The organism is Microbacterium sp. Root53 (assembly GCF_001426925.1).
In the GTDB taxonomy this organism is placed as follows: Bacteria; Actinomycetota; Actinomycetes; order Actinomycetales; family Microbacteriaceae; genus Microbacterium.
Genome location: NZ_LMFR01000020.1, coordinates 189,129 through 214,046 on the forward strand (window position 1 = coordinate 189,129; position 24,918 = coordinate 214,046).

The 24,918-nt window shown below is 71.4% G+C and carries 22 protein-coding genes, 1 tRNA gene and 1 pseudogene; 18 read left to right on the forward strand and 6 right to left on the reverse strand.

From position 1 onward, the window contains the following. Positions 1-17: 17 nt before the first annotated feature. Both ASD19_RS08940 and valS read right to left on the reverse strand, forming a co-directional pair. Complete coding sequence (locus ASD19_RS08940) at positions 18-263, reverse strand: hypothetical protein (protein ID WP_308068132.1); 246 nt, start codon at positions 261-263, stop codon at positions 18-20. Then, positions 260-2,842 carry a valine--tRNA ligase gene (gene valS / locus ASD19_RS08945; RefSeq protein WP_055991388.1) on the reverse strand — a complete coding sequence of 861 codons (2,583 nt, stop codon included), beginning with the start codon at positions 2,840-2,842 and terminating at the stop codon, positions 260-262. Before valS ends, ASD19_RS08940 begins: the two co-directional genes overlap by 4 nt. Positions 2,843-3,154: 312 nt before the next feature. Here valS and ileS point away from each other — a divergent pair, with 312 nt between their 5' ends. From ileS to ndk, 4 genes are read left to right on the forward strand one after another with little or no spacing between them, the layout of a single operon-like run. Further along, positions 3,155-6,475 (forward strand): isoleucine--tRNA ligase, encoded by a 3,321-nt coding sequence (ileS, locus tag ASD19_RS08950; protein WP_055991391.1) that lies wholly within the window; start codon positions 3,155-3,157, stop codon positions 6,473-6,475. Continuing rightward, entirely contained in the window at positions 6,472-7,857 is a 1,386-nt protein-coding gene (locus ASD19_RS08955) for a bifunctional folylpolyglutamate synthase/dihydrofolate synthase (protein WP_230667802.1), read from the forward strand. The genes ileS and ASD19_RS08955 overlap by 4 nt, the downstream gene beginning before the upstream one ends. Next, complete coding sequence (locus tag ASD19_RS08960; RefSeq protein WP_055991394.1) at positions 7,845-8,252, forward strand: DUF4233 domain-containing protein; 408 nt, start codon at positions 7,845-7,847, stop codon at positions 8,250-8,252. Before ASD19_RS08955 ends, ASD19_RS08960 begins: the two co-directional genes overlap by 13 nt. Positions 8,253-8,255: 3 nt before the next feature. Further along, the gene (ndk, locus tag ASD19_RS08965; protein WP_055991397.1) at positions 8,256-8,672 is read left to right on the forward strand and encodes a nucleoside-diphosphate kinase; all 417 of its coding nucleotides are present in this window, start codon (positions 8,256-8,258) and stop codon (positions 8,670-8,672) included. Between the two features lie 48 nt (positions 8,673-8,720). Here ndk and ASD19_RS08970 read toward each other — a convergent pair whose 3' ends face one another. Continuing rightward, the gene (locus tag ASD19_RS08970) at positions 8,721-9,317 is read right to left on the reverse strand and encodes a vitamin K epoxide reductase family protein (RefSeq protein WP_055991400.1); all 597 of its coding nucleotides are present in this window, start codon (positions 9,315-9,317) and stop codon (positions 8,721-8,723) included. Positions 9,318-9,602: 285 nt separating this feature from the next. On the opposite strand from ASD19_RS08970, the gene ASD19_RS08975 reads away from it, so the two are divergent. After that, on the forward strand, positions 9,603-12,083 hold the full coding sequence (locus ASD19_RS08975; protein WP_055991403.1) for an Rne/Rng family ribonuclease: 2,481 nt from the start codon (positions 9,603-9,605) through the stop codon (positions 12,081-12,083). Positions 12,084-12,153: 70 nt separating this feature from the next. On the opposite strand, the gene ASD19_RS08980 is transcribed toward ASD19_RS08975, so the two are convergent. Continuing rightward, positions 12,154-12,426, reverse strand: a complete 273-nt coding sequence (locus ASD19_RS08980) for a DUF4031 domain-containing protein (protein WP_055991406.1) — start codon at positions 12,424-12,426, stop codon at positions 12,154-12,156. 247 nt (positions 12,427-12,673) lie between these two features. Between ASD19_RS08980 and rplU the strand changes: the two genes are divergently transcribed. From rplU to ASD19_RS09035, 11 genes are all read left to right on the forward strand, one after another. Beyond that, the gene (rplU, locus tag ASD19_RS08985; RefSeq protein ID WP_055991409.1) at positions 12,674-12,982 is read left to right on the forward strand and encodes a 50S ribosomal protein L21; all 309 of its coding nucleotides are present in this window, start codon (positions 12,674-12,676) and stop codon (positions 12,980-12,982) included. A gap of 19 nt (positions 12,983-13,001) precedes the next feature. Continuing rightward, positions 13,002-13,256, forward strand: coding sequence for a 50S ribosomal protein L27 (gene rpmA / locus ASD19_RS08990; protein ID WP_055991412.1), 255 nt, complete (start codon positions 13,002-13,004; stop codon positions 13,254-13,256). Between the two features lie 99 nt (positions 13,257-13,355). After that, a complete protein-coding gene (gene obgE, locus ASD19_RS08995; protein WP_055991415.1) occupies positions 13,356-14,867 on the forward strand; it encodes a GTPase ObgE in 1,512 nt (503 codons plus the stop codon). Continuing rightward, positions 14,864-15,682 (forward strand): glutamate 5-kinase, encoded by an 819-nt coding sequence (gene proB / locus ASD19_RS09000; RefSeq protein WP_055991418.1) that lies wholly within the window; start codon positions 14,864-14,866, stop codon positions 15,680-15,682. Before obgE ends, proB begins: the two co-directional genes overlap by 4 nt. 37 nt (positions 15,683-15,719) lie before the next feature. Beyond that, the gene (locus ASD19_RS09005) at positions 15,720-16,997 is read left to right on the forward strand and encodes a glutamate-5-semialdehyde dehydrogenase (RefSeq protein ID WP_055991422.1); all 1,278 of its coding nucleotides are present in this window, start codon (positions 15,720-15,722) and stop codon (positions 16,995-16,997) included. A gap of 57 nt (positions 16,998-17,054) precedes the next feature. Beyond that, positions 17,055-17,261 (forward strand): hypothetical protein, encoded by a 207-nt coding sequence (locus tag ASD19_RS09010; protein WP_055991425.1) that lies wholly within the window; start codon positions 17,055-17,057, stop codon positions 17,259-17,261. Between the two features lie 9 nt (positions 17,262-17,270). Then, a complete protein-coding gene (gene nadD / locus ASD19_RS09015; RefSeq protein ID WP_268777928.1) occupies positions 17,271-17,870 on the forward strand; it encodes a nicotinate-nucleotide adenylyltransferase in 600 nt (199 codons plus the stop codon). Then, positions 17,867-19,231 (forward strand): hypothetical protein, encoded by a 1,365-nt coding sequence (locus ASD19_RS09020; RefSeq protein WP_156377162.1) that lies wholly within the window; start codon positions 17,867-17,869, stop codon positions 19,229-19,231. The genes nadD and ASD19_RS09020 overlap by 4 nt, the downstream gene beginning before the upstream one ends. Continuing rightward, on the forward strand, positions 19,231-19,605 hold the full coding sequence (rsfS, locus tag ASD19_RS09025; protein ID WP_442922534.1) for a ribosome silencing factor: 375 nt from the start codon (positions 19,231-19,233) through the stop codon (positions 19,603-19,605). Before ASD19_RS09020 ends, rsfS begins: the two co-directional genes overlap by 1 nt. A 71-nt stretch (positions 19,606-19,676) precedes the next feature. Beyond that, positions 19,677-19,752: transfer RNA gene (locus ASD19_RS09030), tRNA-Ala, on the forward strand. Positions 19,753-19,835: 83 nt separating this feature from the next. Continuing rightward, on the forward strand, positions 19,836-21,311 hold the full coding sequence (locus ASD19_RS09035; protein WP_055991432.1) for an MATE family efflux transporter: 1,476 nt from the start codon (positions 19,836-19,838) through the stop codon (positions 21,309-21,311). 27 nt (positions 21,312-21,338) lie between these two features. Here the strand turns inward: ASD19_RS09035 and ASD19_RS09040 are convergent, their stop codons facing one another. Further along, positions 21,339-22,364, reverse strand: coding sequence for a cation:proton antiporter domain-containing protein (locus ASD19_RS09040; RefSeq protein ID WP_308068134.1), 1,026 nt, complete (start codon positions 22,362-22,364; stop codon positions 21,339-21,341). Between the two features lie 421 nt (positions 22,365-22,785). Then, the gene (locus ASD19_RS14385; RefSeq protein WP_162246659.1) at positions 22,786-23,385 is read right to left on the reverse strand and encodes a hypothetical protein; all 600 of its coding nucleotides are present in this window, start codon (positions 23,383-23,385) and stop codon (positions 22,786-22,788) included. Between the two features lie 358 nt (positions 23,386-23,743). Here ASD19_RS14385 and ASD19_RS15025 point away from each other — a divergent pair. Together ASD19_RS15025 and ASD19_RS09055 are read left to right on the forward strand one after the other, a co-directional pair. Continuing rightward, positions 23,744-23,971, forward strand: a pseudogene (locus tag ASD19_RS15025) (DUF222 domain-containing protein); the annotation flags it as partial. Positions 23,972-24,162: 191 nt separating this feature from the next. Further along, the coding region (locus ASD19_RS09055; RefSeq protein WP_162246660.1) for an HNH endonuclease signature motif containing protein at positions 24,163-24,918 on the forward strand (756 nt) is incomplete at its 3' end.

Genomic DNA, 24,918 nt, shown 5'->3' on the forward strand with positions numbered 1-24,918 from the left:
CCTTCGTCACGAGCGGTCTAGCGCTCCTCGTCGTCCATGCCGTCGATGTGGCCCACGACCGGCAGTCCCTGAGCGTCCAGCGTCACGGTGACGCCGGTGTCGAGCTCGGCGATCGGGCGGCCCTCCAGCCAGGTGAGCGTCCACCCGGGCTTCGGCCCCTCCGGCAGGTGCTGCTCGACCTGCGCGATCGTCTCGTGCAGGTCGGCCGGCACCGAGGCGGGCGGCGTCGATCCTGCGGTCCAACGGGTTCCCAGCTGCATCATGCCTCCGTCTCCGCGAGGTCGATCCGCGTCACCGCGAACTCCTCGCCCTCCGTGATCTCGAGCTCCGCGATCCGGCCCACGGCCTTGAGGTCGTCGGCGGCGAGACGCAGCGCGGAGGCCTTGTCCGCCGGCGCGGTGATGGCCGCGAAGGCGACGGGCGTCTTCTGGGATGCCTTGGCCTCTGTCTTGGCGCGGCGGACGCCGATCAGCGCCTCGCTCGCGGCCGCGAGCACGGCCGGGTCGCCCGCGGCGCCGGTGGCGGTCGGCCAGGGAGCGGTGTGGATCGAGCCCTCCTGGAACCAGCTCCACGACTCCTCGGTCGCGAACGTGAGGACCGGCGCGAGCAGGCGCAGCAGCGCCTCCAGCGCGGTGCGCAGCGCGACGGCCGCCGAGCGGCCGGCGTCGCCGCCCGCGTAGGCGCGCTCCTTGACCAGCTCGAGGTAGTCGTCGCAGAACGTCCAGAAGAACGACTCCGACAGCTCGAGCGCGCGGGCGTGGTCGTACGCCTCCAGCGCGTCGGTCGCCTTCGCGATCACGTCGTCGAGCGTCGCGAGCATCGACAGGTCGAGCGGCTCGGTGACCTCGGCGCCCGGCGCGCCCAGCGCACCCGGGGCCTCGAAGCCCAGCACGAACTTCGCGGCGTTGAGCACCTTGATCGCGAGGCGGCGGCCGATCTTGATCTGCGTCGGGTTCTGCGGGTCGAACGCCGCGTCGGTGCCGAGGCGGCTCGACGCCGCCCAGTACCGCACGGCGTCGGAGCCGTGCTGGTCGAGGATGTCCGCGGGCGTGACGACGTTGCCCTTCGACTTCGACATCTTCTTCCGGTCGGGGTCGACGATGAAGCCCGAGATGGCCGCGTTGGCCCACGGGGCGCGGTCGTCCTCGAGGGCGCTGCGCAGCAGCGTCGAGAACAGCCACGTGCGGATGATGTCCTGGCCCTGCGGGCGCACGTCGAACGGCGCGACGAGCTGCCACAGCTCCTCGTCGCGCTGCCAGCCGCCGGCCAGCTGCGGGGTGAGCGACGACGTGGCCCACGTGTCGAGCACGTCGGTCTCGGCGTCGAACCCGCCCGGCACGCCGCGCTGATCCTCGGTGAAGCCCGGCGGCACATCCGTCGACGGGTCGACCGGCAGCTGCGCGGCGTCCGGCACCAGCACACGGTCGTAGTCACGCTCGCCGTTCTCGTCGAGCGCGTACCAGACGGGGATCGGCACGCCGAAGAAGCGCTGGCGCGAGACCAGCCAGTCGCCGGTGAGGCCGTTCACCCAGTTCTCGTAGCGCACGCGCATGAACTCGGGGTGCCACTCGATCTCGCGACCCAGCTCGAGCAGGCGGTCGCGGAGCTCCTCGTTGCGGGCGCCGTTGCGGATGTACCACTGGCGGGTCGACACGATCTCGAGCGGGCGGTCGCCCTTCTCGTAGAACTTCACGGGGTGCGTGAACGGGCGAGGCTCGCCGATCAGCTCGCCGGACTCGGCGAGCAGCTCGACGACGCGCTTCTTGGCGCTGAACACCGTCTTGCCGGCCAGCTCGGCGTAGTGCGCCTTGGCCTGCTCGGTCGCGATCACGTCGGGGGCGTCGGCCACGATGCGGCCGTCCTGGCCGATGATCGTGCGGTTCGGCAGATCCAGCTCGCGCCACCAGATGATGTCGGTCACGTCGCCGAACGTGCAGATCATGGCGATGCCCGATCCCTTGTCCGGCTGCGCGAGCGGGTGAGGCAGCACGGGCACCTCGACGTCGAACAGCGGCGTGCGCACGGTGGATCCGAACATCGGCTGGTAGCGCTCGTCGTCCGGGTGGGCGACCAGGGCCACGCACGCGGCGAGCAGCTCGGGACGGGTCGTCTCGATCTCGATGTCGCCCGATCCGTCGGACTTGTGGAACGCGAGACGGTGGAACGCCGCGGGCTGCTCGCGGTCCTCGAGCTCGGCCTGCGCGATCGCGGAGCGGAAGTCGATGTCCCACAGGGTCGGGGCGAGCGCCTGGAACGCCTCGCCGCGCTCGACGTTGCGCAGGAAGGCCAGCTGGCTCGAGCGGATGGTCTCGTCCGAGATCGTGCGGTAGGTCTGGGTCCAGTCCACCGACAGGCCGAGCTTGCGCCACAGGTCCTCGAACGACTTCTCGTCCTCGACCGTGAGCTTCTCGCACAGCTCGGTGAAGTTGCGGCGGCTGATCGGCACCTGGTCGGCGGCCTTGAGGTTCTTGGTCGTGCCCTCGAACGGCGGCGTGAAGTCCGGGTCGTACGGAAGCGACGGGTCGCAGCGCACGCCGTAGTAGTTCTGCACACGGCGCTCGGTCGGCAGGCCGTTGTCATCCCACCCGATCGGGTAGAACACGGTCTTGCCGCGCATGCGCTCGAAGCGCGCCTTCACGTCCGTGTGCGTGTAGGAGAACACGTGGCCGATGTGCAGCGATCCCGACGCGGTCGGCGGGGGAGTGTCGACCGAGAAGACGCCCGCGCGGCCCTGGCTCTGCGCGGCGGCGCGGTCGAACAGGTACGTGCCCTGCTGCTCCCACGCGGCGCCCCACTTGTCTTCGAGACCCTCGAGGGCGGGCTTGTCGGGAATGGCGGCCATAGAGGATCTCCTGAAGCTATATGCGGCACGGTGTCTGCGTGCCTGAGTGTGGGTTGCCCGGCCAGTCTATCGGGGACCGCAGCCGCGGTATCCCCGGACGCCCGCGTCCGCGTAGAATCGGAGGACCAGCATCGATCCGGCCATCACCGGGGAGCTCGCGGAAGAACAGGCCTCGGCCCCAGTAGAACCGCGCGGGGCAGGCCCGTCACAGCCGCAGTGAGAGTGGTGGCGTCCCGTCGGCGCCGCAACGCGGGGTGGTACCGCGGCCGCATGGTCGTCCTCGCAGTCCCATATCGGAGCTGCTGGAGAGACATGACCTACCCCAAGTCCTCGTTCGGACCCGCCGCCGACGCCGTCACGCCGAGCCCGCGCTTCCCCGACATCGAGCGCGAGATCCTCGACTTCTGGGCGCAGGACGACACCTTCCGTGCGTCGATCGCGCAGCGGGACGGCTCCGAGGAGTGGGTGTTCTACGACGGCCCGCCGTTCGCCAACGGCCTGCCGCACTACGGCCACCTGCTGACCGGCTATGCCAAGGACCTCTTCCCGCGCTTCCAGACCATGCGCGGCAAGAAGGTCGACCGCGTGTTCGGATGGGACACGCACGGCCTCCCGGCCGAGCTCGAGGCGATGAAGCAGCTCGGGATCACCGAGAAGAGCGAGATCGAGGAGATGGGCATCGCCGCGTTCAACGGCAAGGCCCGCGAGTCGGTGCTCGCCTACACGCGCGAGTGGCAGGACTACGTCACGCGCCAGGCCCGCTGGGTCGACTTCGAGAACGGGTACAAGACGCTCGACACCACGTTCATGGAGAGCGTGCTGTGGGCGTTCAAGACGCTGCACGACCGCGGCCTCGCGTACGAGGGCTACCGCGTGCTCCCGTACTGCTGGCGCGACCAGACCCCGCTGTCCAACCACGAACTGCGGATGGACGACGACGTCTACAAGAACCGCCAGGATCCGTCGGTGACGGTGAGCTTCCCGCTGGTCGGCGAGAAGGCCGCGGCGCTCGGCGTCGAGGGCGCGCGGGCGCTCGCCTGGACGACCACGCCCTGGACCCTGCCCACGAACATGTCGCTCGCGGTCGGCCCGCAGATCGTCTACGCGGTCGTCCCGGTCGGCCCGAACGGGCTGAAGGAGGGCGCGCAGGGGGACGAGTTCCTGCTCGCCGAGGACCTCCTGGGCGGCTACGCCAAGGACCTCGGCTACGAGTCGGCGGACGACGCGAAGGCCGCCGTCCGCGTGCGCGTCACGGGCGAGGACCTGCGCGACGTGCGCTTCGAGCGGCTGTTCGACTACTTCGCCGACACCGAGAAGTGGGGCACGCAGAACGCGTGGCGCATCCTCGTCGACGACTACGTCACGACCGGCGACGGCACCGGCATCGTCCACCAGGCCCCGGCCTACGGTGAGGACGACAAGCGCCTGAACGACGCCGCCGGCATCCCGACCATCGTGTCGCTCGGCGACGACGGCCGGTTCCTCGACATGGTGACCGACGTGGCGGGCGAGCTGTGGCTCGACGCGAACATGAAGCTCGTGCGCCTGCTGCGCGAGCACGGTCGCCTGCTGCGCCTGCAGTCCTACGAGCACTCGTACCCGCACTGCTGGCGCTGCCGGAACCCCCTGATCTACAAGGCCGTGTCGAGCTGGTTCGTGCGCGTCACGGAGTTCAAGGACCGCCTGCTCGAGCTGAACGAGCAGATCACGTGGGCGCCCGAGAACGTCAAGCACGGCCAGTTCGGCAAGTGGCTCGAGGGCGCGCGCGACTGGTCGATCAGCCGCAACCGGTTCTGGGGATCGCCGATCCCGGTGTGGAAGTCGGACGACCCGAACCACCCGCGCGTCGACGTGTACGGCTCGCTCGAGGAGCTCGAGCGCGACTTCGGCGCGCTGCCCCGCAACGAGCAGGGCGAGGTCGACCTGCACCGTCCGTACATCGACGACCTGACGCGCCCGAACCCCGACGACCCGACCGGCAAGAGCACGATGCGCCGCATCGAGGACGTCTTCGACGTCTGGTTCGACTCGGGCTCCATGCCGTTCGCGCAGGTGCACTACCCGTTCGAGAACCGCGACTGGTTCGACACGCACGCGCCCGCCGACTTCATCGTCGAGTACATCGGGCAGACGCGCGGCTGGTTCTACGTGATGCACGTGCTGTCGGGCGCGCTGTTCGACCGCCCGGCCTTCACGGGCGTCTCGTGCCACGGCATCGTGCTGGGCAACGACGGGCAGAAGATGTCCAAGTCGCTGCGCAACTACCCGGATGTCAGCGAGGTGTTCGAACGCGACGGCTCCGACGCCATGCGCTGGTTCCTGATGTCGTCGAGCGTGCTGCGCGGCGGCAACCTCATCGTGACCGGGGAGGGCATCCGCTCGGGCGTGCGCGAGTTCCTGCTGCCGCTGTGGAACTCGTGGTACTTCTTCTCGACCTATGCCAACGCGGCGGGCGGCCCCGACGGCGCCGGCTACGAGGCCACGTGGCGCACGGACTCGACGGATGTGCTCGACCGGTACATCCTGGCGCTCACGGGCGACCTGATCCGGGACGTGGCCGCCGACCTCGAGCAGCTGGACTCCACGACCGCGGCCGCGCGCCTGCGCGACTTCGCGGAGGTGCTGACCAACTGGTACATCCGCCGCTCGCGCGACCGGTTCTGGACGGGCGTGACCGAGGATCCGCGGTCCCGCGAGGCATTCGACACGCTGTACACGGTGCTCGAGACCGTCACGCGCGTCGCGGCGCCCCTCGTGCCGCTGATCGCGGAGCGGGTGTGGCAGGGCCTCACGGGCGGTCGCAGCGTGCACCTGACCGACTGGCCGGATGCCGCCGCCTTCGCCGACGCGGCGGACATCCGCGAGGCCATGGACGCCGTGCGCGAGGCCTCCAGCGTCGCGAACGCGCTGCGCAAGAAGGAGGGCCTGCGGGTGCGCCTTCCGCTCGCGAAGCTCACCGTCGTGACGGCGCACGCGGGCGCGCTGTCGCAGTTCGAGGACATCCTGCGCGACGAGCTGAACGTCAAGGCCGTCGAGCTGGTCGAGCTGGGCGAGGGCACCGCCGCCGAGTACGGCATCTCCCACCGCCTGACGATCAACGCGCGCGTGGCCGGACCGCGCCTGGGCAAGCAGGTGCAGCAGGCGATCCGCGCCGCGAAGGACGGCTTCTGGACCGAGCAGGACGGCGTTGTGACGGTCGACGGCCTGGCGCTCGAGCCGGGGGAGTACGAGCTGGTGCTCGAGACGACCGGCCGCCCGGAGGGCGAGGCGCTCGCGCTGCTGCCGGGCGGGGGCTTCGTGCTCCTCGACACGACCACGACCCCCGAGCTCGAGGCCGAGGGGCTGGCGCGCGACGTCATCCGCGCCGTGCAGGACACGCGCAAGGCCGCCGGCTTCGACGTCAGCGACCGCATCCGCCTGACGCTCGCGTTCGCGCACGCGGACGACGCCGCGGCGGTGGAGAGCGCGTTCGACGTGGCCGACATCGCCGGGGAGACCCTGGCCGTCGAGCACGCCCTCGTCAGCGGCTCGGACGCGGGCGAGGCCGAGCACTCGGCCGTGATCGGCAAGGGCACCTACGCCAACGCGGGCGACTTCGTCGTCGCGGTGAGCCGGATCGGAGCGGGACAGTGAGCGACGCAGACGACATCGTCGAGGGCACGCCGGAGGACCGGCGCCGCGCCGACGCCGTGTACGAGGCGCTGCTGCAGCGCGCCGGCGAGCGCTGGGTGCAGCCGCGCGTGGAGCGCACGCGGCGCGTGCTCGAGCTGCTGGACGACCCGCAGCGCACGTACCGCGTGATCCACGTCACGGGCACGAACGGCAAGACGTCGACGAGCCGGATCATCGAGAGCCTGGTCCGCGCGCACGGGCTGCGCACGGGGCTGTTCACGAGCCCGCACCTTGAGCGGTTCACGGAGCGGATCCTGATCGACGGCCGCCCGATCGCGGATGCGGCGGTCGCGGACGCGTGGGACGAGATCGAGCCGTTCGTCGACATCGTCGACGCGGAGCTCGAGGCGGGCGGCGAGGAGCCGCTGACGTTCTTCGAGCTGCTCACCGTCCTCGCATTCGTCGCCTGCGCCGACGCGCCGATCGACGTGCTCGTGCTCGAGGTCGGCATGGGCGGCGCCTGGGATTCGACCAACACGGCCGACGGCGACGTCGCGGTCTTCGCGCCGATCGACCTGGATCACGCCGACCGCCTCGGCGACACGATCGCCGAGATCGCGACCGTCAAGGCGGGGATCATCAAGGACGGCGCGCGCGTCGTCTCGGCCCGCCAGGCGCCCGATGCCGAGCGCGTGCTGCGCCGTGTGGCGGCCGAGAAGGGCGCCGAGATCGCGTTCGAGGGCGCGGAGTTCGCCCTCACGGACGACCGGCTCGCGGTGGGCGGCCAGCTCATCACGGTGAAGGGCCTGGCGGGGGAGTACCCCGAGGAGTACCTGCCGCTGTACGGCCGCCACCAGGGGGCCAACGCGGCGCTCGCGATCGCCGCGGTCGAGTCGCTCATCGGCGACGCGTCGCAGCCGATCGCCGGCGAGGTCCTCACGGAGGGGCTCGCGGAGGCGACCTCCCCCGGCCGCCTGCAGCTCGTGGGCGTCGAGCCGACCGTGGTCGTGGACGCCGCGCACAACCCGCACGGCGCCGCCGCGCTCGCGACCGCGCTGCGCGAGGCGTTCGACTTCGACGAATGGGGCCTCGTGCTGGGCGTGCTCGGCGACAAGGACGCGATCGGCATCCTGCGCGAGCTCGCGCCCATCGCCGCGCACGTGTTCGTCACGGCGCCCGACTCCGACCGCGCGACGGACCCCGACGGGCTCGCCGACCTGGCGGAGAGCGCCGGCCTGCGCGTGACCGTGCACCCGAACCTGCCCGAGGCGGCCGACGCCGCGCGCGAATGGGCCGCCTCGGCGGAGCGCCGCGCGGTCGCGATCGCCGGATCCGTGGTGCTGGCGGGTGAGGCCCTCACGCTGTCCGAGGCCGAGGACTGGAAGTCCGGATGGCGGAGCTGACCCCCGAGCGCGCGCCGCGCTACCGGTCGCTCCCCGAGAAGCTCGGCCAGGTCGTGCTGGGCTTCGAGGCGATCGTCGTGTTCCTCGCCGGCCTGGTGATCTACGGCCTGCGCGCGCTGCCCGAGGGCGTCGCCCCGTGGTGGGGCATCGTCGCCGGCGCGGTCGTGGCCGTGGCGATGCTGCTCACGACGGGGCTGCTGCGGCACTCGTGGGGCTTCGGCATCGGATGGGCCCTGCAGGCGGTGGTCGCCCTCGGCGCGTTCGCCGTGCCGGCCATCCTGGTCGTCGCGCTCGTCTTCGGCGGCATGTGGGCGTATGCGACGATCGGAGGGGCACGGATCGAGCAGCGAGTGATCGAGCAGCGTGTCCAGAGCGAACGAGACAGCAAGGGATAAGACATGGCCACCGAAGAGACCCTCGTCCTGATCAAGCCGGACGGCGTCGCGCGCGGACTGACCGGAGCGATCCTCGCCCGCATCGAGGCGAAGGGCTACTCGCTCGTCGACATCCGCCTCGTCGAGCCCAGCCGCGACCTGCTCGCGCAGCACTACGCCGAGCACGAGGGCAAGCCGTTCTACGAGCCGCTCCTCGAGTTCATGATGTCGGGCCCGGCCGTCGCGATCCGCGTCGCCGGCAACCGCGTGATCGAGGGCTTCCGCTCGCTCGCCGGCACGACCGACCCCACCACCGCGGCGCCCGGCACCATCCGCGGCGACTTCGGCCGCGACTGGGGGGTCGCCGTGCAGCAGAACCTCGTGCACGGCTCGGACTCGCCCGAGTCCGCGCAGCGCGAGCTCGGCATCTGGTTCCCCTGAGCCCCGGCATCGGAACGGCCCCGGAGCGATCCGGGGCCGTTCCGCGTCTCAGAACAGGGCGTCCAGCACCTCGAGCCGCAGCTCGGCCAGCACCGCGATCGCCGCATAGCTGAGCACGGCCATCAGCGGAAGCCAGCCCATCAGCCGGTCCGCCGCGGCGCGCATGCGCGCGGGTGCCGGGAGGGCGCCGATCCGCACCGCGTGCAGCAGCACCGCGTAGAAGGACGGGATGGTCACGACCCAGGTCACCATGCACCACGGGCACAGCGTGCCGAGCACGTACACGCTCTGACCGATCAGCCATACGACAAAGCCGAACGCGGACGCCATCCCGAGCAGGAACACGGCCCAGAACCACCGGGCGAAACGCGCCCCGGCCAGGATCGCCGCGCCGACGACGACCGGGGCGATCCATCCGGCCAGGCCGAGGATCGGGTTCGGGAAGCCGAAGACCGCTCCCTGCCAGGACTCCAGGTTGCGCCCGCACTGCACGAGCGGGCTGAAGTCGCACGACGCGGACGCGCCCGGGTTGTCCAGGAGGTGCAGGCGCTCCAACGTGAGCGAGAAGGCCGCCCACCATCCGACGGCGCCCGCGATCACGAGCCAGACGGCGAGGGCCACGGGACGGTTTCGCGGTGCGGTCACCGGCTCATTCTCACCCCGCCGGGCTGTGCGGCCGCCGACACGGGGCCCGGCCGGCGCCGCCGAATGCGCGATCCGCGCCCGTGGTGCGATAATGACTCCTGACGCACACCGCGGCCGCGCCGCGACCCGCGTCGAATGAAGACTTCGGGGCAAGGGATGCTCCGCGCGACCAGAGCCGAGAGCCGGTCGCAGGCCGAGTGAGAGTTCGCGGGGCCGCCCAGGGGCGGCGCCGCCAGAGATTTCCGGGCGACGCGCGGATGTCCGCCCGCAGGGAGTACGCCAGCGATGGCTGAACAGAACAATGAGCACAGCGACGACAGCACCTTCGACGAGCCCTCGAGCGCGATAGCGCCCGAGACGGCCGCGGAGGCCCCCGAGGCGGAGCCGGCCGAGCAGACGCCCACCGAGGAGACGCCCGCCGAGCAGGAGCAGCCGGCTGAGCAGCCCGCCGATCCGGAGGCGCCCGCCGAGCCGGAGGCGGCCGAGCAGCCTGCCGAGCAGGCCGCGCCCGCAGCCGAGGACGCCCCCGCCGATGAGCCCGCGGCGGAGCAGGCCCTCGCTGAGGACACGGCGCCCGAGGACACCGCGCCCGAGGAGACCGCGCCCGCGCCCGAGGAGCCGGCCGAGCCGGAGCTCCCGACCGCCGTCAGCCTGGGCCTCCTGCCCGAGAACTTCGTGTCGCAGGTGTCGACCGCGCTGCACTTCTACGCACCCGACGTCCAGCCGCTTCCCGCGCTGCCGGAGCCGGAGGAGCCCGCCCTGAGCGGCCGCTCCTCGCGTCGCCGTCGCCGTCGCGGCGGCGGGGACGCCGGCGAGGAGCAGCAGCAGGCCGAGCCGCGCGCGGAGGAGCCGCGTCGTCGCCAGCGCGTGGTCGAGGTCATCACCGAGCCGCAGCGCATCAAGGGCTCCACGCGCCTGGAGGCCAAGAAGCAGCGCCGTCGTGACGGACGCGAGGCGGGCCGCCGTCGCCCCGTCGTGACCGAGGCGGAGTTCCTGGCCCGCCGCGAGGCCGTCGACCGCCAGATGATCGTCCGCTCCAAGAACGGCCGCGTGCAGATCGCGGTGCTCGAGGACAACGTGCTCGTCGAGCACTACGTCGCCCGCAGTCAGGACGCGTCGCTGATCGGCAACGTGTACCTCGGTCGCGTCCAGAACGTCCTGCCCAGCATGGAGGCCGCGTTCGTCGACATCGGCCGCGGTCGCAACGCCGTGCTGTACTCGGGCGAGGTGGACTGGGACTCGGTCGAGACCGGCAACCAGCCGCGCCGCATCGAGCTCGCGCTCAAGCCGGGCGACAAGGTGCTCGTCCAGGTCACCAAGGACCCCGTGGGCCACAAGGGTGCGCGTCTGACCAGCCAGATCTCCCTGCCCGGCCGCTACCTCGTCTACGTGCCCGGCGGCGCCATGAACGGCATCTCGCGCAAGCTGCCCGACACCGAGCGCGCGCGCCTGAAGAAGATCCTCAAGGAGGTGCTTCCCGAGTCGTCCGGCGTGATCGTGCGCACGGCCGCCGAGGGCGCCACGGAGGAGCAGCTGACGCGCGACGTGAACCGCCTCACGTCGCAGTGGGCCCACATCAACGCCATGGTCGAGAAGGGCAACGCGCCCAGCCTGCTTCACAGCGAGCCCGACCTGCTGGTCAAGATCGTCCGGGACGTCTTCAACGAGGACTTCTCGAAGATGCTGATCCAGGGCGACGACGCGCAGCAGACCATCACGAGCTACCTCGAGGGCGTGGCCCCCGACCTGCTCGACCGCATCGAGAAGTACGAGGGTGACCGCGACCCGTTCGACGCGTTCCGCATCACGGAGCAGATCGAGAAGGCCCTCGACCGCAAGGTCTGGCTGCCCTCCGGCGGCTCGCTCGTGATCGACCGCACCGAGGCCATGACCGTGGTCGACGTCAACACCGGCAAGTTCGTCGGATCGGGCGGCAACCTCGAGGAGACGGTCACCAAGAACAACCTCGAGGCCGCCGAGGAGATCGTCCGCCAGCTGCGCCTGCGCGACATCGGCGGCATCATCGTGGTCGACTTCATCGACATGGTGCTCGAGTCCAACCGCGACCTCGTGCTGCGCCGCCTGGTGGAGTGCCTGAGCCGCGACCGCACGAAGCACCAGGTCGCCGAGGTCACGTCGCTCGGCCTCGTGCAGATGACGCGCAAGAAGCTCGGCCTGGGCCTGCTTGAGACGTTCAGCGAGCCCTGCGAGGTGTGCGCGGGCCGCGGTGTCATCGTGCACCACGACCCGGTCGTCAAGCACCGCCCGGCCGGCGGCAACGGCGGCAGCGGGGGTGGATCCGGCTCGGGTCGGCGCTCGCGCGGCGGCAGCGGCTCGTCCGGCGGGGGCTCCGCGGCCTCCCAGGGCGGCGGCAGCCCGGCCGCGAGCAACGGCGGCACGCACGTCATCACCGAGGGCGTGAAGTCGGCGCTCGCGCAGATCGCCGCCTCGACGATCGCCCACCCGCCCGAGAAGGCCGAGCCGCAGCAGCCTCAGATCCAGATCGAGCTTCCCGAGGGGCCGCGCACTCCCGCCGCGCCCGAGGGCCAGCCCGACCGCCCGAAGAAGTCGCGCCGCAAGCGCGGCGGCGGCGAGGCCCCCGCGGCGCCGAAGACCGAGACCGAGCAGCTGCTCGACTCGGTGCTGAACGCGCTGCCCGAGCCGAAGGCGCCCGGACAGGGGCGCAGCCGCAGCCGCCGGGTCACGACCGCCGCCCTCACCGGCACGGCCGTCTCGGTCACGCCGGTGCAGGTCACCGAGGACTAACCCCAGGTCATCCGTTCGCCGCCCGTGGGTCCGCCCGCGGGCGGCGAACCGCGTTCCGGGCCGCGCCGGGCTAGAGTCCGCGGCGCTCGCGCGCGGTGACGCGCAGGCCCGAGGCGATCAGCGCGCGCACGAGGTGCTTGCCGTCGACGTGGCGGGCGCCGCCGGCGACCAGCCGCGGGATCATGTCGGCGGGCACGTCGTAGTGGTCCCGGTCGAACGCCCGCGCGGGCACGTCGTGCGCGGCCGCGAAGGCGTGGAGCTCCTCGAGGTCGGCGTCGCTGACGAGGTGCGCCCACAGCCGGCCGTGCGCCGGCCAGATCGGGTCGTCGACGAGAATGGCCACGCGGTCGAGCCTAATGACCGGCTGCGGCGCAGGGCGCGGGAACGGCGGCGACGCGCCGGTCGCGTGCTTTTGCCGGATGTGTCCGGAATCGGGTAGAGTAGACCTTTGGTGCGTCCCCTGTGTCGCGCGCCCTCGACGGCGGCGCGGCGAAAGTCTTGCAGACGCCCCCGCGGCCAGCGGCAGCAAGCGAAGTCTTTCCGTGAGATCCGGAAGCCCCGGGGCTTCCCCAATGAAAACAAGGTGTGAAGTGGTTTACGCAGTTGTGCGCGCCGGCGGCCGGCAGGAGAAGGTCGAGGTCGGCACCATCGTTCAGCTCGACCGTGTGCAGGCTGCCGCGGGCGAGACCATCGAGCTGCCCGCCGTGCTCTACGTCGACGGCGACACCGTGACGACCGACGCCGAGAAGCTCGCCAAGGTCAAGGTCACCGCCGAGGTCGTCGGCAACCTGCGCGGCCCGAAGATCGTCATCCAGAAGTTCAAGAACAAGACCGGCTACAAGAAGCGCCAGGGCCACCGTCAGGACCTCACGCGCGTCAAGATCACCGGCATCAAGTAAGCGCGGAGGGTTCACCGAAATGGCACACAAAAAGGGCGCAAGCTCCACTCGTAACGGTCGCGACTCCAACGCCCAGCGACTGGGCGTGAAGCGCTTCGGCGGCCAGGTCGTCAGCGCGGGCGAGATCCTCGTCCGTCAGCGCGGCACGCACTTCCACCCCGGCGCGAACGTCGGCCGCGGTGGCGACGACACGCTCTTCGCCCTCGCCGCCGGTGCGGTCGAGTTCGGCAACAAGGGCGGCCGCAAGGTCGTCAACATCGTCGCCGGCGAGTAACACTCCCGGTGGGCTTCACGGACGGGGCGGGCTTCGGCCCSCCCCGTCCTGTCATTTCCCGGATGCCCGGCATCCACATCCAGAAGAGCGGTAGGGATCATGGTCACGTTCGTCGATGAGGTGACGCTTCATCTGCGTGCCGGCAAGGGCGGCAACGGCTGCGTCTCGGTGCACCGCGAGAAGTTCAAGCCGCTCGGGGGCCCGGACGGCGGCAACGGCGGCAACGGCGGCGACATCGTGCTGGTCGCCGACCCGCAGACCACGACGCTGCTGAGCTACCACCACTCGCCGCACCGCTCCGCGGGAAACGGCGGCTTCGGCATGGGCGACCACCGCTCGGGCGCGGTCGGCGAGACCCTCGAGCTGCCCGTCCCCGTCGGCACCGTGGTGAAGGACCCCTCCGGCGAGGTCCTCGCCGACATGATCGAGCCCGGCATGCGCTTCGTCGCCGCGCCGGGCGGACGCGGCGGCCTCGGCAACGCCGCTCTCGCTTCGCCCAAGCGCAAGGCGCCCGGCTTCGCGCTGCTCGGCACCCCCGGCTGGGAGGGCGACGTCGTCCTCGAGCTCAAGACCGTCGCGGATGTGGCCCTCGTGGGCTTCCCGTCGGCCGGCAAGTCGAGCCTGATCGCGGCGATCTCGGCCGCGCGGCCCAAGATCGCGGACTACCCGTTCACGACCCTGCACCCCAACCTGGGCGTCGTGCAGGCCGGCGACGTGCGCTTCACGGTGGCCGACGTGCCCGGCCTGATCGAGGGCGCCAGCGAGGGGCGGGGCCTCGGCCTCGAGTTCCTCCGCCACGTGGAGCGCTGCACCGCGCTCGTGCACGTGCTCGACTGCGCCACGCTCGAGCCCGGCCGCGACCCGCTCAGCGACCTCGAGGTCATCCGCGCCGAGCTCGGCGCCTACCCCGTTCCCGAGGGTCAGGTGCCCCTTCTCGAGCGCCCGCAGATCGTCGTGCTGAACAAGATCGACGTGCCCGAGGCCGAGGAGCTCGCGTCGTTCGTGCGCCCCGACCTCGAGGCGCTCGGCTACCGCGTGTTCGAGATCTCGACCGTCGCCCGCCGCGGCCTCCGCGAGCTGACCTTCGCGCTCGGCGAGATCATCGAGGAGCACCGCAGGACGCAGCCGGTCGCCGCCCCCAAGGAGTGCATCATCATCCGCCCCAAGGGCTCCGAGAAGGAGTTCAGCGTGCGCGTCGAGGGCGGCACGTACGGCCCGGTGTACCGCATCCTGGGCGAGAAGCCCGTCCGGTGGGTGCAGCAGACCGACTTCCAGAACGAGGAGGCCGTGGGCTTCCTGGCGGACCGGCTGGAGAAGCTGGGCGTCGAGGACGAGCTGTTCCGCGCCGGTGCCGTTCCCGGATCGACCGTGGTGATCGGCGAGGGCGAGTCGATCGTCTTCGACTGGGAGCCGTCGATCAGCTCTGCCGGCGAGCTCATCCAGGCACCGCGCGGCACCGATCCGCGCCTGCTGCAGGACACGCGCCGCACGAACGTCGAGCGCCGCGCGAAGTACCGCGAGCGGATGGACGCCCGCGCGGCCGCCCGGGCCGAGGCCGAGGAGCTGCGTCGATCGCGTCGGGAGGACGTCGAGGAGGACGAGCTGCCGTGACCGCGCGCGACCGATCCGAGCTCGCCACCGCGCAGCGCATCGTCGTCAAGGTCGGCTCGTCGTCGATCAGCGGCGAGTCCTCGTGGCGCATCCCGATGCTCGTCAAGGCGCTCGCCGACGCGCACCGGCGCGGCGCCGAGGTGCTGCTGGTCTCGTCCGGCGCCATCGCGACGGGCATGCCGTTCCTGAACCTCGAGACGCGCCCCACCGACCTCGCCACGCAGCAGGCCGCCGCGGCCGTGGGGCAGAACGTGCTCGTGTTCCGGTACCAGGAGGCGCTGCGCCCGTTCGGCATCGTCGCGGGCCAGGTGCTGCTGACCGCGGGCGACTTCGACAACCACACGCACCGCAGCAACGCGCAGCGCGCGATCGAGCGCCTGCTCGGGCTGCGCATCCTGCCCATCGTGAACGAGAACGACACGGTCGCGACGCACGAGATCCGCTTCGGCGACAACGACCGGCTCGCGGCCCTCGTGGCGCAGCTCGTGGAGGCCGACGCCCTCGTGCTGCTCAGCGACATCGCCTCGCTGTACACGCGTCCGCCGAGCGAGCCCGGCGCCGAGCCGCTCGACGTGATCGCGCACGACGCGGACCTCAGCGATCTCGAGTTCGGATCCACGGTCGTCAACAGCGTCGGCACCGGGGGAGCGGCGACCAAGGTGTCGGCCGCGCGTCTCGCCGCGAGCGCCGGGATCGGCGTGCTCGTCACGAGCGCCGACCTCGTCTCCGAGGCGCTGTCGGGCGGCCCGGTCGGCACGTGGTTCGAGCCCTCGCCGTCCCCGACCGTGCGGCCGCTCGGTACACTCGCGGAATAGCCCCACCGCGTCTTCCGACCACCCTGGAGATCCCGAAATGAGCACCGTCGACGTCCCCGAGGTCACGATCGACACACCCCAGGACCGGCTGCGTCTCGCGAAGGACGCCGCCCGCGTCACCGCGCGCCTGACGAGCGGTCAGAAGGCCGATGCGCTCCACGCGATCGCCGACGCCCTCCTCGCGCACGCGGACGAGATCATCGCCGCGAACGCGGACGACCTCGCCCGCGGAGAGCGCGACGGGATCGGCGCGGGGCTGCTGGACCGGCTGCGCCTCGACTCGGCGCGCGTGGAGGGCCTCGCGTCCGCGGTGCGCGACATCGCCGCGCTGCCGGATCCGGTCGGCCAGGTCGTGCGCGGGCACCGGATGCCCAACGGCGTGAACCTCGAGCAGGTCCGCGTGCCGTTCGGCGTGGTGGGCGCCATCTACGAGGCCCGGCCCAACGTGACGGTCGACATCGCCGCCCTGGCCCTGCGGTCGGGCAACGCGGTCGTGCTGCGCGGCGGCAGCGCCGCGGCGTCCTCCAACGCCGTGCTCGTCTCCGTGATGCGGGACGCGCTCGAGCAGCAGGGGATCGCGCCCGACGCCATCCAGACGGTCGATCCCTTCGGGCGCGACGGCGCCAAGGCGCTCATGCACGGTCGCGGCTTCATCGACGTGCTCGTTCCGCGCGGCAGCGCGGGACTCATCGAGGCGGTCGTGACGGAGTCGACCGTCCCGGTGATCGAGACCGGCGCGGGCAACGTCCACATCGTGCTGGACGAGAGCGCCCCCGACGAATGGGCGCGCGACATCGTCGTGAACGCCAAGGTGCAGCGCCCCAGCGTGTGCAACGCGGTCGAGACGGTCCTCGTGGTCCGCGGCGCGGCGGAGCGCCTCGTGCCGCAGGTCGCGTCGGCGCTGCAGGAGCGCGGCGTGACCGTGCACGGCGACGCTGACGTGCAGCGGCTGGCGTCGGGCGCCGTGGCGGCGACCGAGGAGGACTGGGCGACCGAGTACGGCACGCTCGACGTCGCCTTCGGCGTCGTCGACAGCCTCGACGACGCGATCGCGCACATCCGCCGATACTCGACGGGTCACACCGAGTCGATCATCACGACCGACATGCGCAACGCCGAGCGCTTCCTGGCCGAGGTCGACTCGGCCGTCGTGCTCGTGAACGCGTCGACGCGCTTCACAGACGGCGGGGAGTTCGGCTTCGGCGCCGAGGTCGGCATCTCGACGCAGAAGCTCCACGCGCGCGGCCCGATGGGCCTTCCCGAGCTGACCAGCACGAAGTGGCTCGGCCGTGGCGCCGGGCAGGTGCGCGCCTGAGCGATAAGCTGTAACGACACGATCCACGACGCGTGTCACAACCCGAACGGAGCACGAATGGACTTCGCCGCAGCGCTTGCGGTCGCCGCCGCTGAGACCGAACATCACGGCAACCCGATGCTGACGACCCTGCCCTTCGGGATCACCGCGGCGGTCGTGTTCGCGCTCCTGGCGATCGTCACGGCGTCGTATCGGAACGTGTCCAACCGTCACGCCCACAAGGTCGAGGCGCACGTCGAGCACGAGACGGGTCACGGCCACTAGGTCGTCCGGGTGACGGTGCAGCCGAGGCCTCCGCGGATCGGGGTGATGGGCGGGACGTTCGATCCCATCCACCATGGTCACCTCGTGGCCGCCAGCGAGGTCGCGCAGTCCTTCGACCTCGACGAGGTCGTCTTCGTGCCGACGGGTCACCCGTGGCAGAAGGAGGACGTCTCGCCGGCGGAGAGCCGGTACGAGATGACCGTGATTGCGACCGCCTCGAACCCCCGGTTCACCGTCAGCCGCGTGGACGTCGACCGCGACCGCCCCACCTACACGGTCGACACGCTGCGCGACCTCAAGGCGCAGCGGCCGGACGCCGAGCTCTTCTTCATCACGGGCGCGGACGCCGTGGCGCAGATTCTCAGCTGGAGAGACCACGATGAGCTGTGGGATCTCGCCCATTTCGTCGCGGTCTCGCGTCCGGGGCACATCCTGGACATCGAGGGACTGCCGAGCACTGACGTGAGCCAGCTGGAGATCCCCGCGCTGGCGATCTCGTCGACCGACTGCCGCGACCGAGTGCGCCGCGGATTCCCCGTCTGGTACCTCGTGCCCGACGGCGTCGTGCAGTACATCGCGAAGCATCATCTGTATCGGAGCAAGGCATGAGCACACCGGACCAGCCTTCGCAGCCGCTCACTCGTCGCAGGCTGCGCGAGTTGAAGATGACCGGACAGACCCCGGTGATCACCCCCGAGGACATCGCGCGCGCCGCGGTGCAGCCGGAGCCCGAGGCTCCGGTCGCCGAGACCGCGCCCGCCGCCGAGGCTCCCGAGACCGCGGAGACGCCCGAGGCGGAGCCCGCGGACGCAGACAAGCCCTTCGCCCTGCCGGAGACGTCCGTCGAGTACCCGGTGCTCGCCGCCCAGGCGGACGAGCCCGTGGACCGGCCCGAGACCGCCAAGGCCGAGGAGGCCGCCGCGTTCGAGCGCGCCGCGCAGGAGTCGACCGCGCCGGGCACGGGCGGGCGGCCGCTCACGCGGCGGGAGATCCGCGAGCAGGAGCGCCTCCGCACCGCACAGCTCCAGGTCGTGCTGCCGCCCGTCGAGGGCGTGCCGGCCATCCCCGTGCAGGGACCCGAGGAGCGGCCCGCCGAGGACGCGACCCCCGAGCCCGAGGGTGCGGAAGCGCAGGAGGCGCAGCTCGCCGCGATCGAGACCGTCGTCGTCGGTGAGAACGAGACCTCCGTGGTGTACGAGGTCGTCGAGGTCCCGTTCGCCGACGAGCCGCGCGGCGACGGCGAGGTCACGCAGGACGAAGAGCCGGCCACCGCGGACGAGGTCCACGAGCTGGTCTACGAGGACGAGGCGGACGAGCAGGATCGAGCCGAGGACCCGGACGGCGGCGACGTCGAGGCGGCCGAGCCGGCGCACCGGGCGGACGAGGAGTTCGCCGACCGCGCGGTCGAGACCGTGTTCGTCGTCGAGGACGCGCCGACCGGGGAGGTCCGCGCCGCCGAGGAGAAGCAGCAGGGGGCCGCGCCGACGTTCGGCCAGCGGCTGTTCGCTCCCGAGCCCCGTGAGGACCAGCCGGAGTCGTTCGAGCAGATCCTCACGCACGCGGCCGACTCGAGCGGCTCGTCCACGGCCGGCAGCACCCTCATCCTGGCATCCGACCCGAGCACGATCCCGCTCTCGGCGCCGATCACGGCGACCGGCGAGCTGATCGTCACGAGCTCGCACACGCTGCCCGAGGGCTTCGGCTCGCGCGGTCACGCGCAGGGCGCGCAGGACGGCAAGGAAGTGGATGTCGTGCTTCTCGACGGCGAGCTCCCGCTCGCGTCGTCGCCGATGCCGCTCTCCGCGAGTGACGCGGTGAGCACATCGAAGAGCCCGTCGGAGGTGATCCGCCCGCCGGCACCGGAGAAGACCCACCGCCTGACTCTGCTGCTCGGCATCACGGCGGGCGTCCTGGGCATCGCACTCACCGGCGTGGTGGTCGCCGCCTTCACGACGGGAGTTCTGGGCTGATGGCCTCTGCCGAATCGATCGACATGCTGAAGATCGCCGCGGACGCGGCGTCGTCGAAGGGCGGCGAGGACCTCGTCGTCCTCGACGTGTCGGAGCCGCTGCCGCTGGTGGACGTGTTCCTCCTCGTCACCGGCCGCAGCGAGCGCAACGTCGCCGCCATCGCGGACGAGATCGAGGACAAGCTGCACGAGGCCGGCGTCCGCCGCCTGCGCCGCGAGGGCCGCGCCGAGTCGCGCTGGGTGCTCCTCGACTTCGGCGACCTCGTCGTTCACGTGTTCCACCAGGAGGAGCGCGCCTTCTACGCGCTCGAGCGCCTGTGGAAGGACTGCCCGGTGCTGCCGGTCGAGGTCGACACGACGCGCCCGGCGGAGTGAGCCGATTTCACGTGCGCGTCGACGTGTTGTAAGCTGAATGAGTTGCCCGGGGCTTCTACCGGGCAGCATCTGGGCCTGTGGCGCAGCTGGTAGCGCACCTGCATGGCATGCAGGGGGTCAGGGGTTCGAGTCCCCTCAGGTCCACCATTGAACCCCCGGTCTTCCGGGGGTTTTTCGCATCCCCGGCCGACCCGGGGACCGTCCATCCCCCTCGCCTCCCCGGACTCCGCATGGCCTCCACTCTCACCACGGGCAGCCCGTGGCGCGTCATCCTGTCGTTCACCGTGCCCCTGCTGCTTGGAAACGTCGCGCAGCAGCTGTATCAGTTCGCCGACACCGTGGTGGTGGGGCGCTGGCTGGGTGTCGACGCGCTGGCCGCCGTCGGCGCGACCGGACCGCTGCTGTTCCTCCTGCTCGGCTTCGCATGGGGCCTCACGTCGGGGTTCGCGATCCCGACCGCCCAGGCGTATGGCGCGCGGGACGACGACGCCGTGCGACGGTCGGTCGCATCCGGTGCGATCCTCACCGGCATCGCGAGCGTCGTGATCACCGTGGTGGCCCCGCTCGTGGCGCGGCCCGGGCTGGAGCTGCTGCAGACGCCACCCGAGCTGCTGGAGGCCGCGACGGTGTTCACCCAGGTGAGCTTCCTCGGCGCGGGCGCGACGATGTTCTTCAACCAGCTGTCGGGCATCATCCGCGCGATCGGAGACAGCCGCACGCCGCTGCTGTTCCTCGCTCTCGCGTGCGGGCTCAACGTCGTGCTCGTGATCCTCATGGTCGGCCCGCTCGGGTGGGGCGTCGCCGGAGCGGCGCTCGCGACCGTGCTGTCGCAGGCCGTGTCGGTCGCGCTGTGCCTGCTGTACGTGTGGCGGCGCATGCCCGTGCTGATCGTGCGACGAGCGCAGTGGCGGGTCTCGCGTGCCGACCTCGCCGAGCACCTGCGGCTCGGACTGCCGATGGGCTTCCAGGCGTCGATCATCGCGATCGGCATCCTCACCGTGCAGGTCGCGCTGAACACGCTCGGGTCCGAGGCGGTGGCCGCGTACACGACCGCATCGCGCGTGGACAGCCTCGCTCTCGCGTTCCTGCAGTCGCTCGGCCTCGCGGTGTCGATGTACACGGCGCAGAACCTCGGCGGCGGGCGGCCCGACCGGATCCGCCGCGGCGTCGTGCAGGCCGTGCGGATGGCGCTCGTGGGATCCGTGCTGCTCGGCGTCGTGCTCGTCGCGTTCGGCGCCTCGATCATCCGGGTGTTCGTGGGCGACGGCGCAGACGAGGTCGTCGAGCTCGCGCACCTGATGCTCGTGATCAACGGGGTCACGTACTCGTTCCTCGGAGTGCTGTTCGTACTGCGCGGGGCCCTGCAGGGGCTGGGGCAGGCGATGGTGCCCACCGTGACCGGCGTGATCGAGCTCGTGGCGCGCATGTTCGCCGCGATCGCTCTCGGCGGGGTGCTCGGGTTCTTCGGCGTCGCGGCGAGCAACCCGCTGGCGTGGCTCGCCGCGCTGTTCATCCTCGTGCCGGCCTACGTGCGCGCGCACCGCCGCCTGGCGGCCATGCCGATCACCGCCGAGGTGACCACGGCCACGACGCCGATCGCCGTGATCGGCCCCACGGACGGGTCCATGGTCGTCGACGCCGTGCTCACCGCGCCGGTTCCGGTGGTCGTGCCGCGGCGGATGCCGTTCGCGCGGTCCGGGCGCTGAGCGGCTGATCTCGGGCTGACCGTCGGGTCAGACGGGCGTCTCCACCTCGCCGTCGCCCCGCTCTGCCGCGCGACGGCGCCGCGTCCGGTCCAGCACGGCCATCGCGGGAGTCGCCGCGACCCCATGGATCAGGACCGATCCCAGGATGACGAGCGACACGACGGCCCACAGGCGCTCGGCTCCCGGGAACTCGCCGTTCTGCAGCGCATAGGCGATGTAGAACAGCGACCCCACGCCGCGCACGCCGAAGACGGCGATCACGCCGCGTTCGCGCGGACCGGTCTTGCCGGGGGTGAGGCCGAGCCACCCCGTGACGGGCCGGATCACCAGGAGGAGGACGGCGGCGAAGAGGACGTCGGGGACGGTGATCGACTCGAGCAGTCCGCGCGCCACGGCTCCGCTCAGCAGGATGAGCACGACGACCGTGAGCAGACGCTCGATCTGCTCCACGAACGTGTGGAGCACCGAGTGGAGACCGTGCGCGTGCTCGCCGGCCCGGATCGTGCAGGCGCATACGAACACGGCGATGAAGCCGTAGCCCTCCGCCACCTCGGCGACGCCATAGGCGAGGAACGTCGCGCCGAGCGCGATGAAGCCGTCGGCGCGATCCGCGAAGCCGAGGCGCTCGGAGATCGACGAGAAGAACATCCGCCGCAGCGCCCATCCGACCGCGAGGCCTGCCACGAGGCCGATGCCGATCCGCCAGACCACATCGATCAGCAGCCACTCGCCGAGCCAGCCCGAGGGCGCGAGGCCGGCCATGCTGACCGCGATCGCGGCGTAGGTGAAGGGGAACGCCAGCCCGTCGTTGAGGCCCGCCTCGGACGTGACGGCGAAGCGCGCCTCGTCGTCGTCGCTGCCCTCCTCGGTGAGGGGCTCGCTGACCTGCACCTCGCTCGCCAGCACCGGATCGGTCGGTGCGAGCGCCGCGGCCAGCAGCAGGGCGGCGGCCGCGCCCAGCCCGAGGCCCCACCAGCCGACGATGGCCACAGCGACGATCGAGAGGGGCACGTGATTCCCAGCAGCCGCCACGTGGTCGACCACGTGCGCCACGCGAATCTCCTGTTGATCGCCAGCCCGGCGCCCATCAGTGACACGATCACGCAGACCTCGGTGATGTGCAGCGCGAGCTCGGGGTGTGCGATCGGATCGGGGTCCGGAAGGCCGGGGAAGAGCGCGAAGGCGCCCATGCCGGCCGCGACGAACACCATGGGCATGGATACGGGCACCCTGCCCAGCAGGCGCGGCAGGAGCGCCGCCACCAAGGTCGCGATGCTCGCCGCGAGGTACAGCAGGCCCACCGGATCCAACGCCATCCCGCCATCCTCGTCGCGGTGGCGTGCAGGCGCGAGCACTGGCGACGTCGCCTGCGTGTGTGCTAGCCGGGTCGGGTTCGGACGGCTCGCATCCGCTCGAACGCTCCGGCGCGACCGACACAGCGCTGACAGATGTGAACGCATCGCGCTGACAGGCGTCACGCGCTCGGTGGTGACCAATCTCTCGGCCCCTGCGCGGGCTTGATCGGTTCGACCCAGCCCGCTTTCGAGAGACGAATGGCTGATCTCGGTTCGGACGGCCAGACGCCGCCGCGGTGCATATTCACACCAGACCGGGCGGCGGCGTGCGAATAATCGGATCGGGCCCGACGCTCATTCTGGCGCTCGGTCAGCCGCAGCACGATTTCCGCGTGATAGGCCAACCGTGCGTCGGGGCGGAGCCAGAGGAACGACTTCGCCCATTGCCGGTCCCAATCGGCCGCGCAGAGGCAGGCGAGCACGAGGGGCCCGAAGATCAGGGACAGTCGCACCTGCTGTTCAGCCTCGGGAGGAAATGCGCCCGCGATCGCATTGATGGTCAGGCTCAGCGCGTCCAAGGCGTTGCGAATAAATTCGACCATTTCCGCCATTTCCTCGATCGCGCAAGCCGTCCCGCACATTGTGGCACGAAGGTCGAAGCAGTTGGGAAGACAGTATGTGAGCCGCCCCCCCCCGAATTCACGTGGGTCCGAAAGGATTCGTACGTCGGCGTCGGCCTCGCCGGAATCGCATAGGCGCATCATGGTGTCGACGGTCACTGGGAGCATCGACGCCGGCTGCGCCGCCTCGCTCGTCCTGAGGGTCGACACGGCGACCGCGCCCGGCGCTGACGTCCTCTGGCAGCGGACCGGACGTCGGCGGTCCTCGTCTCAGTCGCTCATTGCCGTTCCCCACAGGCTGCGCGACATTCGAACGAATGTCCGAGGCCCCTGGGATGATGGGGGCATGCCACGGTTCACGGATGCGGATGCCTCGGGGTGGGAGTTCACCCCGGGTGAGTTGGCGCGGACGCGGGAGATCGTGGAGCGGTTGAAGGCGATCCGGGTCGAGCGGGCGGGGCTGGATGCCGAGGAGGCGGCGCTGCAGGCGGAGGCGATGGGCATCGCGATCGATCAGATGGGGCGGATGCCGGATGCGAGCGTGTACGAGTTCCCGGTGCGGTCCATGGCCGCCGAGCTCGCGCTGGCGACGAGGGAGTCGCCCCGCGCGGTGCAGGGCCGGATGGACCGCGCGCACACGCTGGTGACGCGGTTCCCGGCGACGCACGCGGCGCTCGGGGAGGGGCGGATCACCTCCCGGCACGCGCAGGTCATCGCAGAGGCCGGTGCGGACCTCGATGAGGATGCGGTGCGGGCGGCGTTCGAGTCGGAGATCCTCCCGCTGGCGGAGAAGGCGACCCCGCACCGGACCAAGGCCCTGGCTGCGCGGGTGGCGGAGAAGTATCAGCCGGTGTCGGCGACGGTGCGGCATGAGGAGGCGCGGGAGCGGCGGGGCGTGTGGGTGGAGGACCAGCCGGACGGGCAGGCGGGGATGCGGTGCGGGCGGCGTTCGAGTCGGAGATCCTCCCGCTGGCGGAGAAGGCGACCCCGTATCGCACCAAGGCGCTGGCTGCGCGGGTGGCGGAGAAGTATCAGCCGGTGTCGGCGACGGTGCGGCATGAGGAGGCGCGGGAGCGGCGGGGCGTGTGGGTGGAGGACCAGCCGGACGGGCAGGCGGTGCTGTGCATCAGCGGCCCCGCGTACRTGATCCACGCSGCCCATGATCGGCTGACCGCGCAGGCCCGGGTSGTGAAGCGCGCCCGTGGCGGGTCGGAGGATCCGGCGGTCGCGGCGGACGAGCGGGGCCTGGGGCGGCTGCGGGCGGATCTCGCACTGGATCTGCTGCTGTCGGGCATGCCGTCGGGTCACCCGGTCGAGCAGCACATCAACGCGAGCATCGAGGTCACGATCCCGGTCACCACCCTCGCCGGTCTCGACGACGAGGCGGCCCTGTTGGCGGGGCATGAGCCGATCGATGCGGACACCGCCCGCCGGCTGGCGGCGGGTGCGGTGGGGTGGGAGCGGCTGTTCCTGCACCCCGACACCGGGGCCCTCCTCACGGTCGATCACCGCACCCCGACGGCGGCGCAGCGGCGGTACCTGCTGGCGCGGGATGGGACGTGCCGGGTCCCGGGGTGCGCCACGAAGGCGAAGCACTGCGACATCGACCACACGATCCCGTGGTCCAAGGACGGGCCCACCAGCGTGGACAACCTGGCGCACCTGTGCGAGCCGCATCACATGATGAAGCAC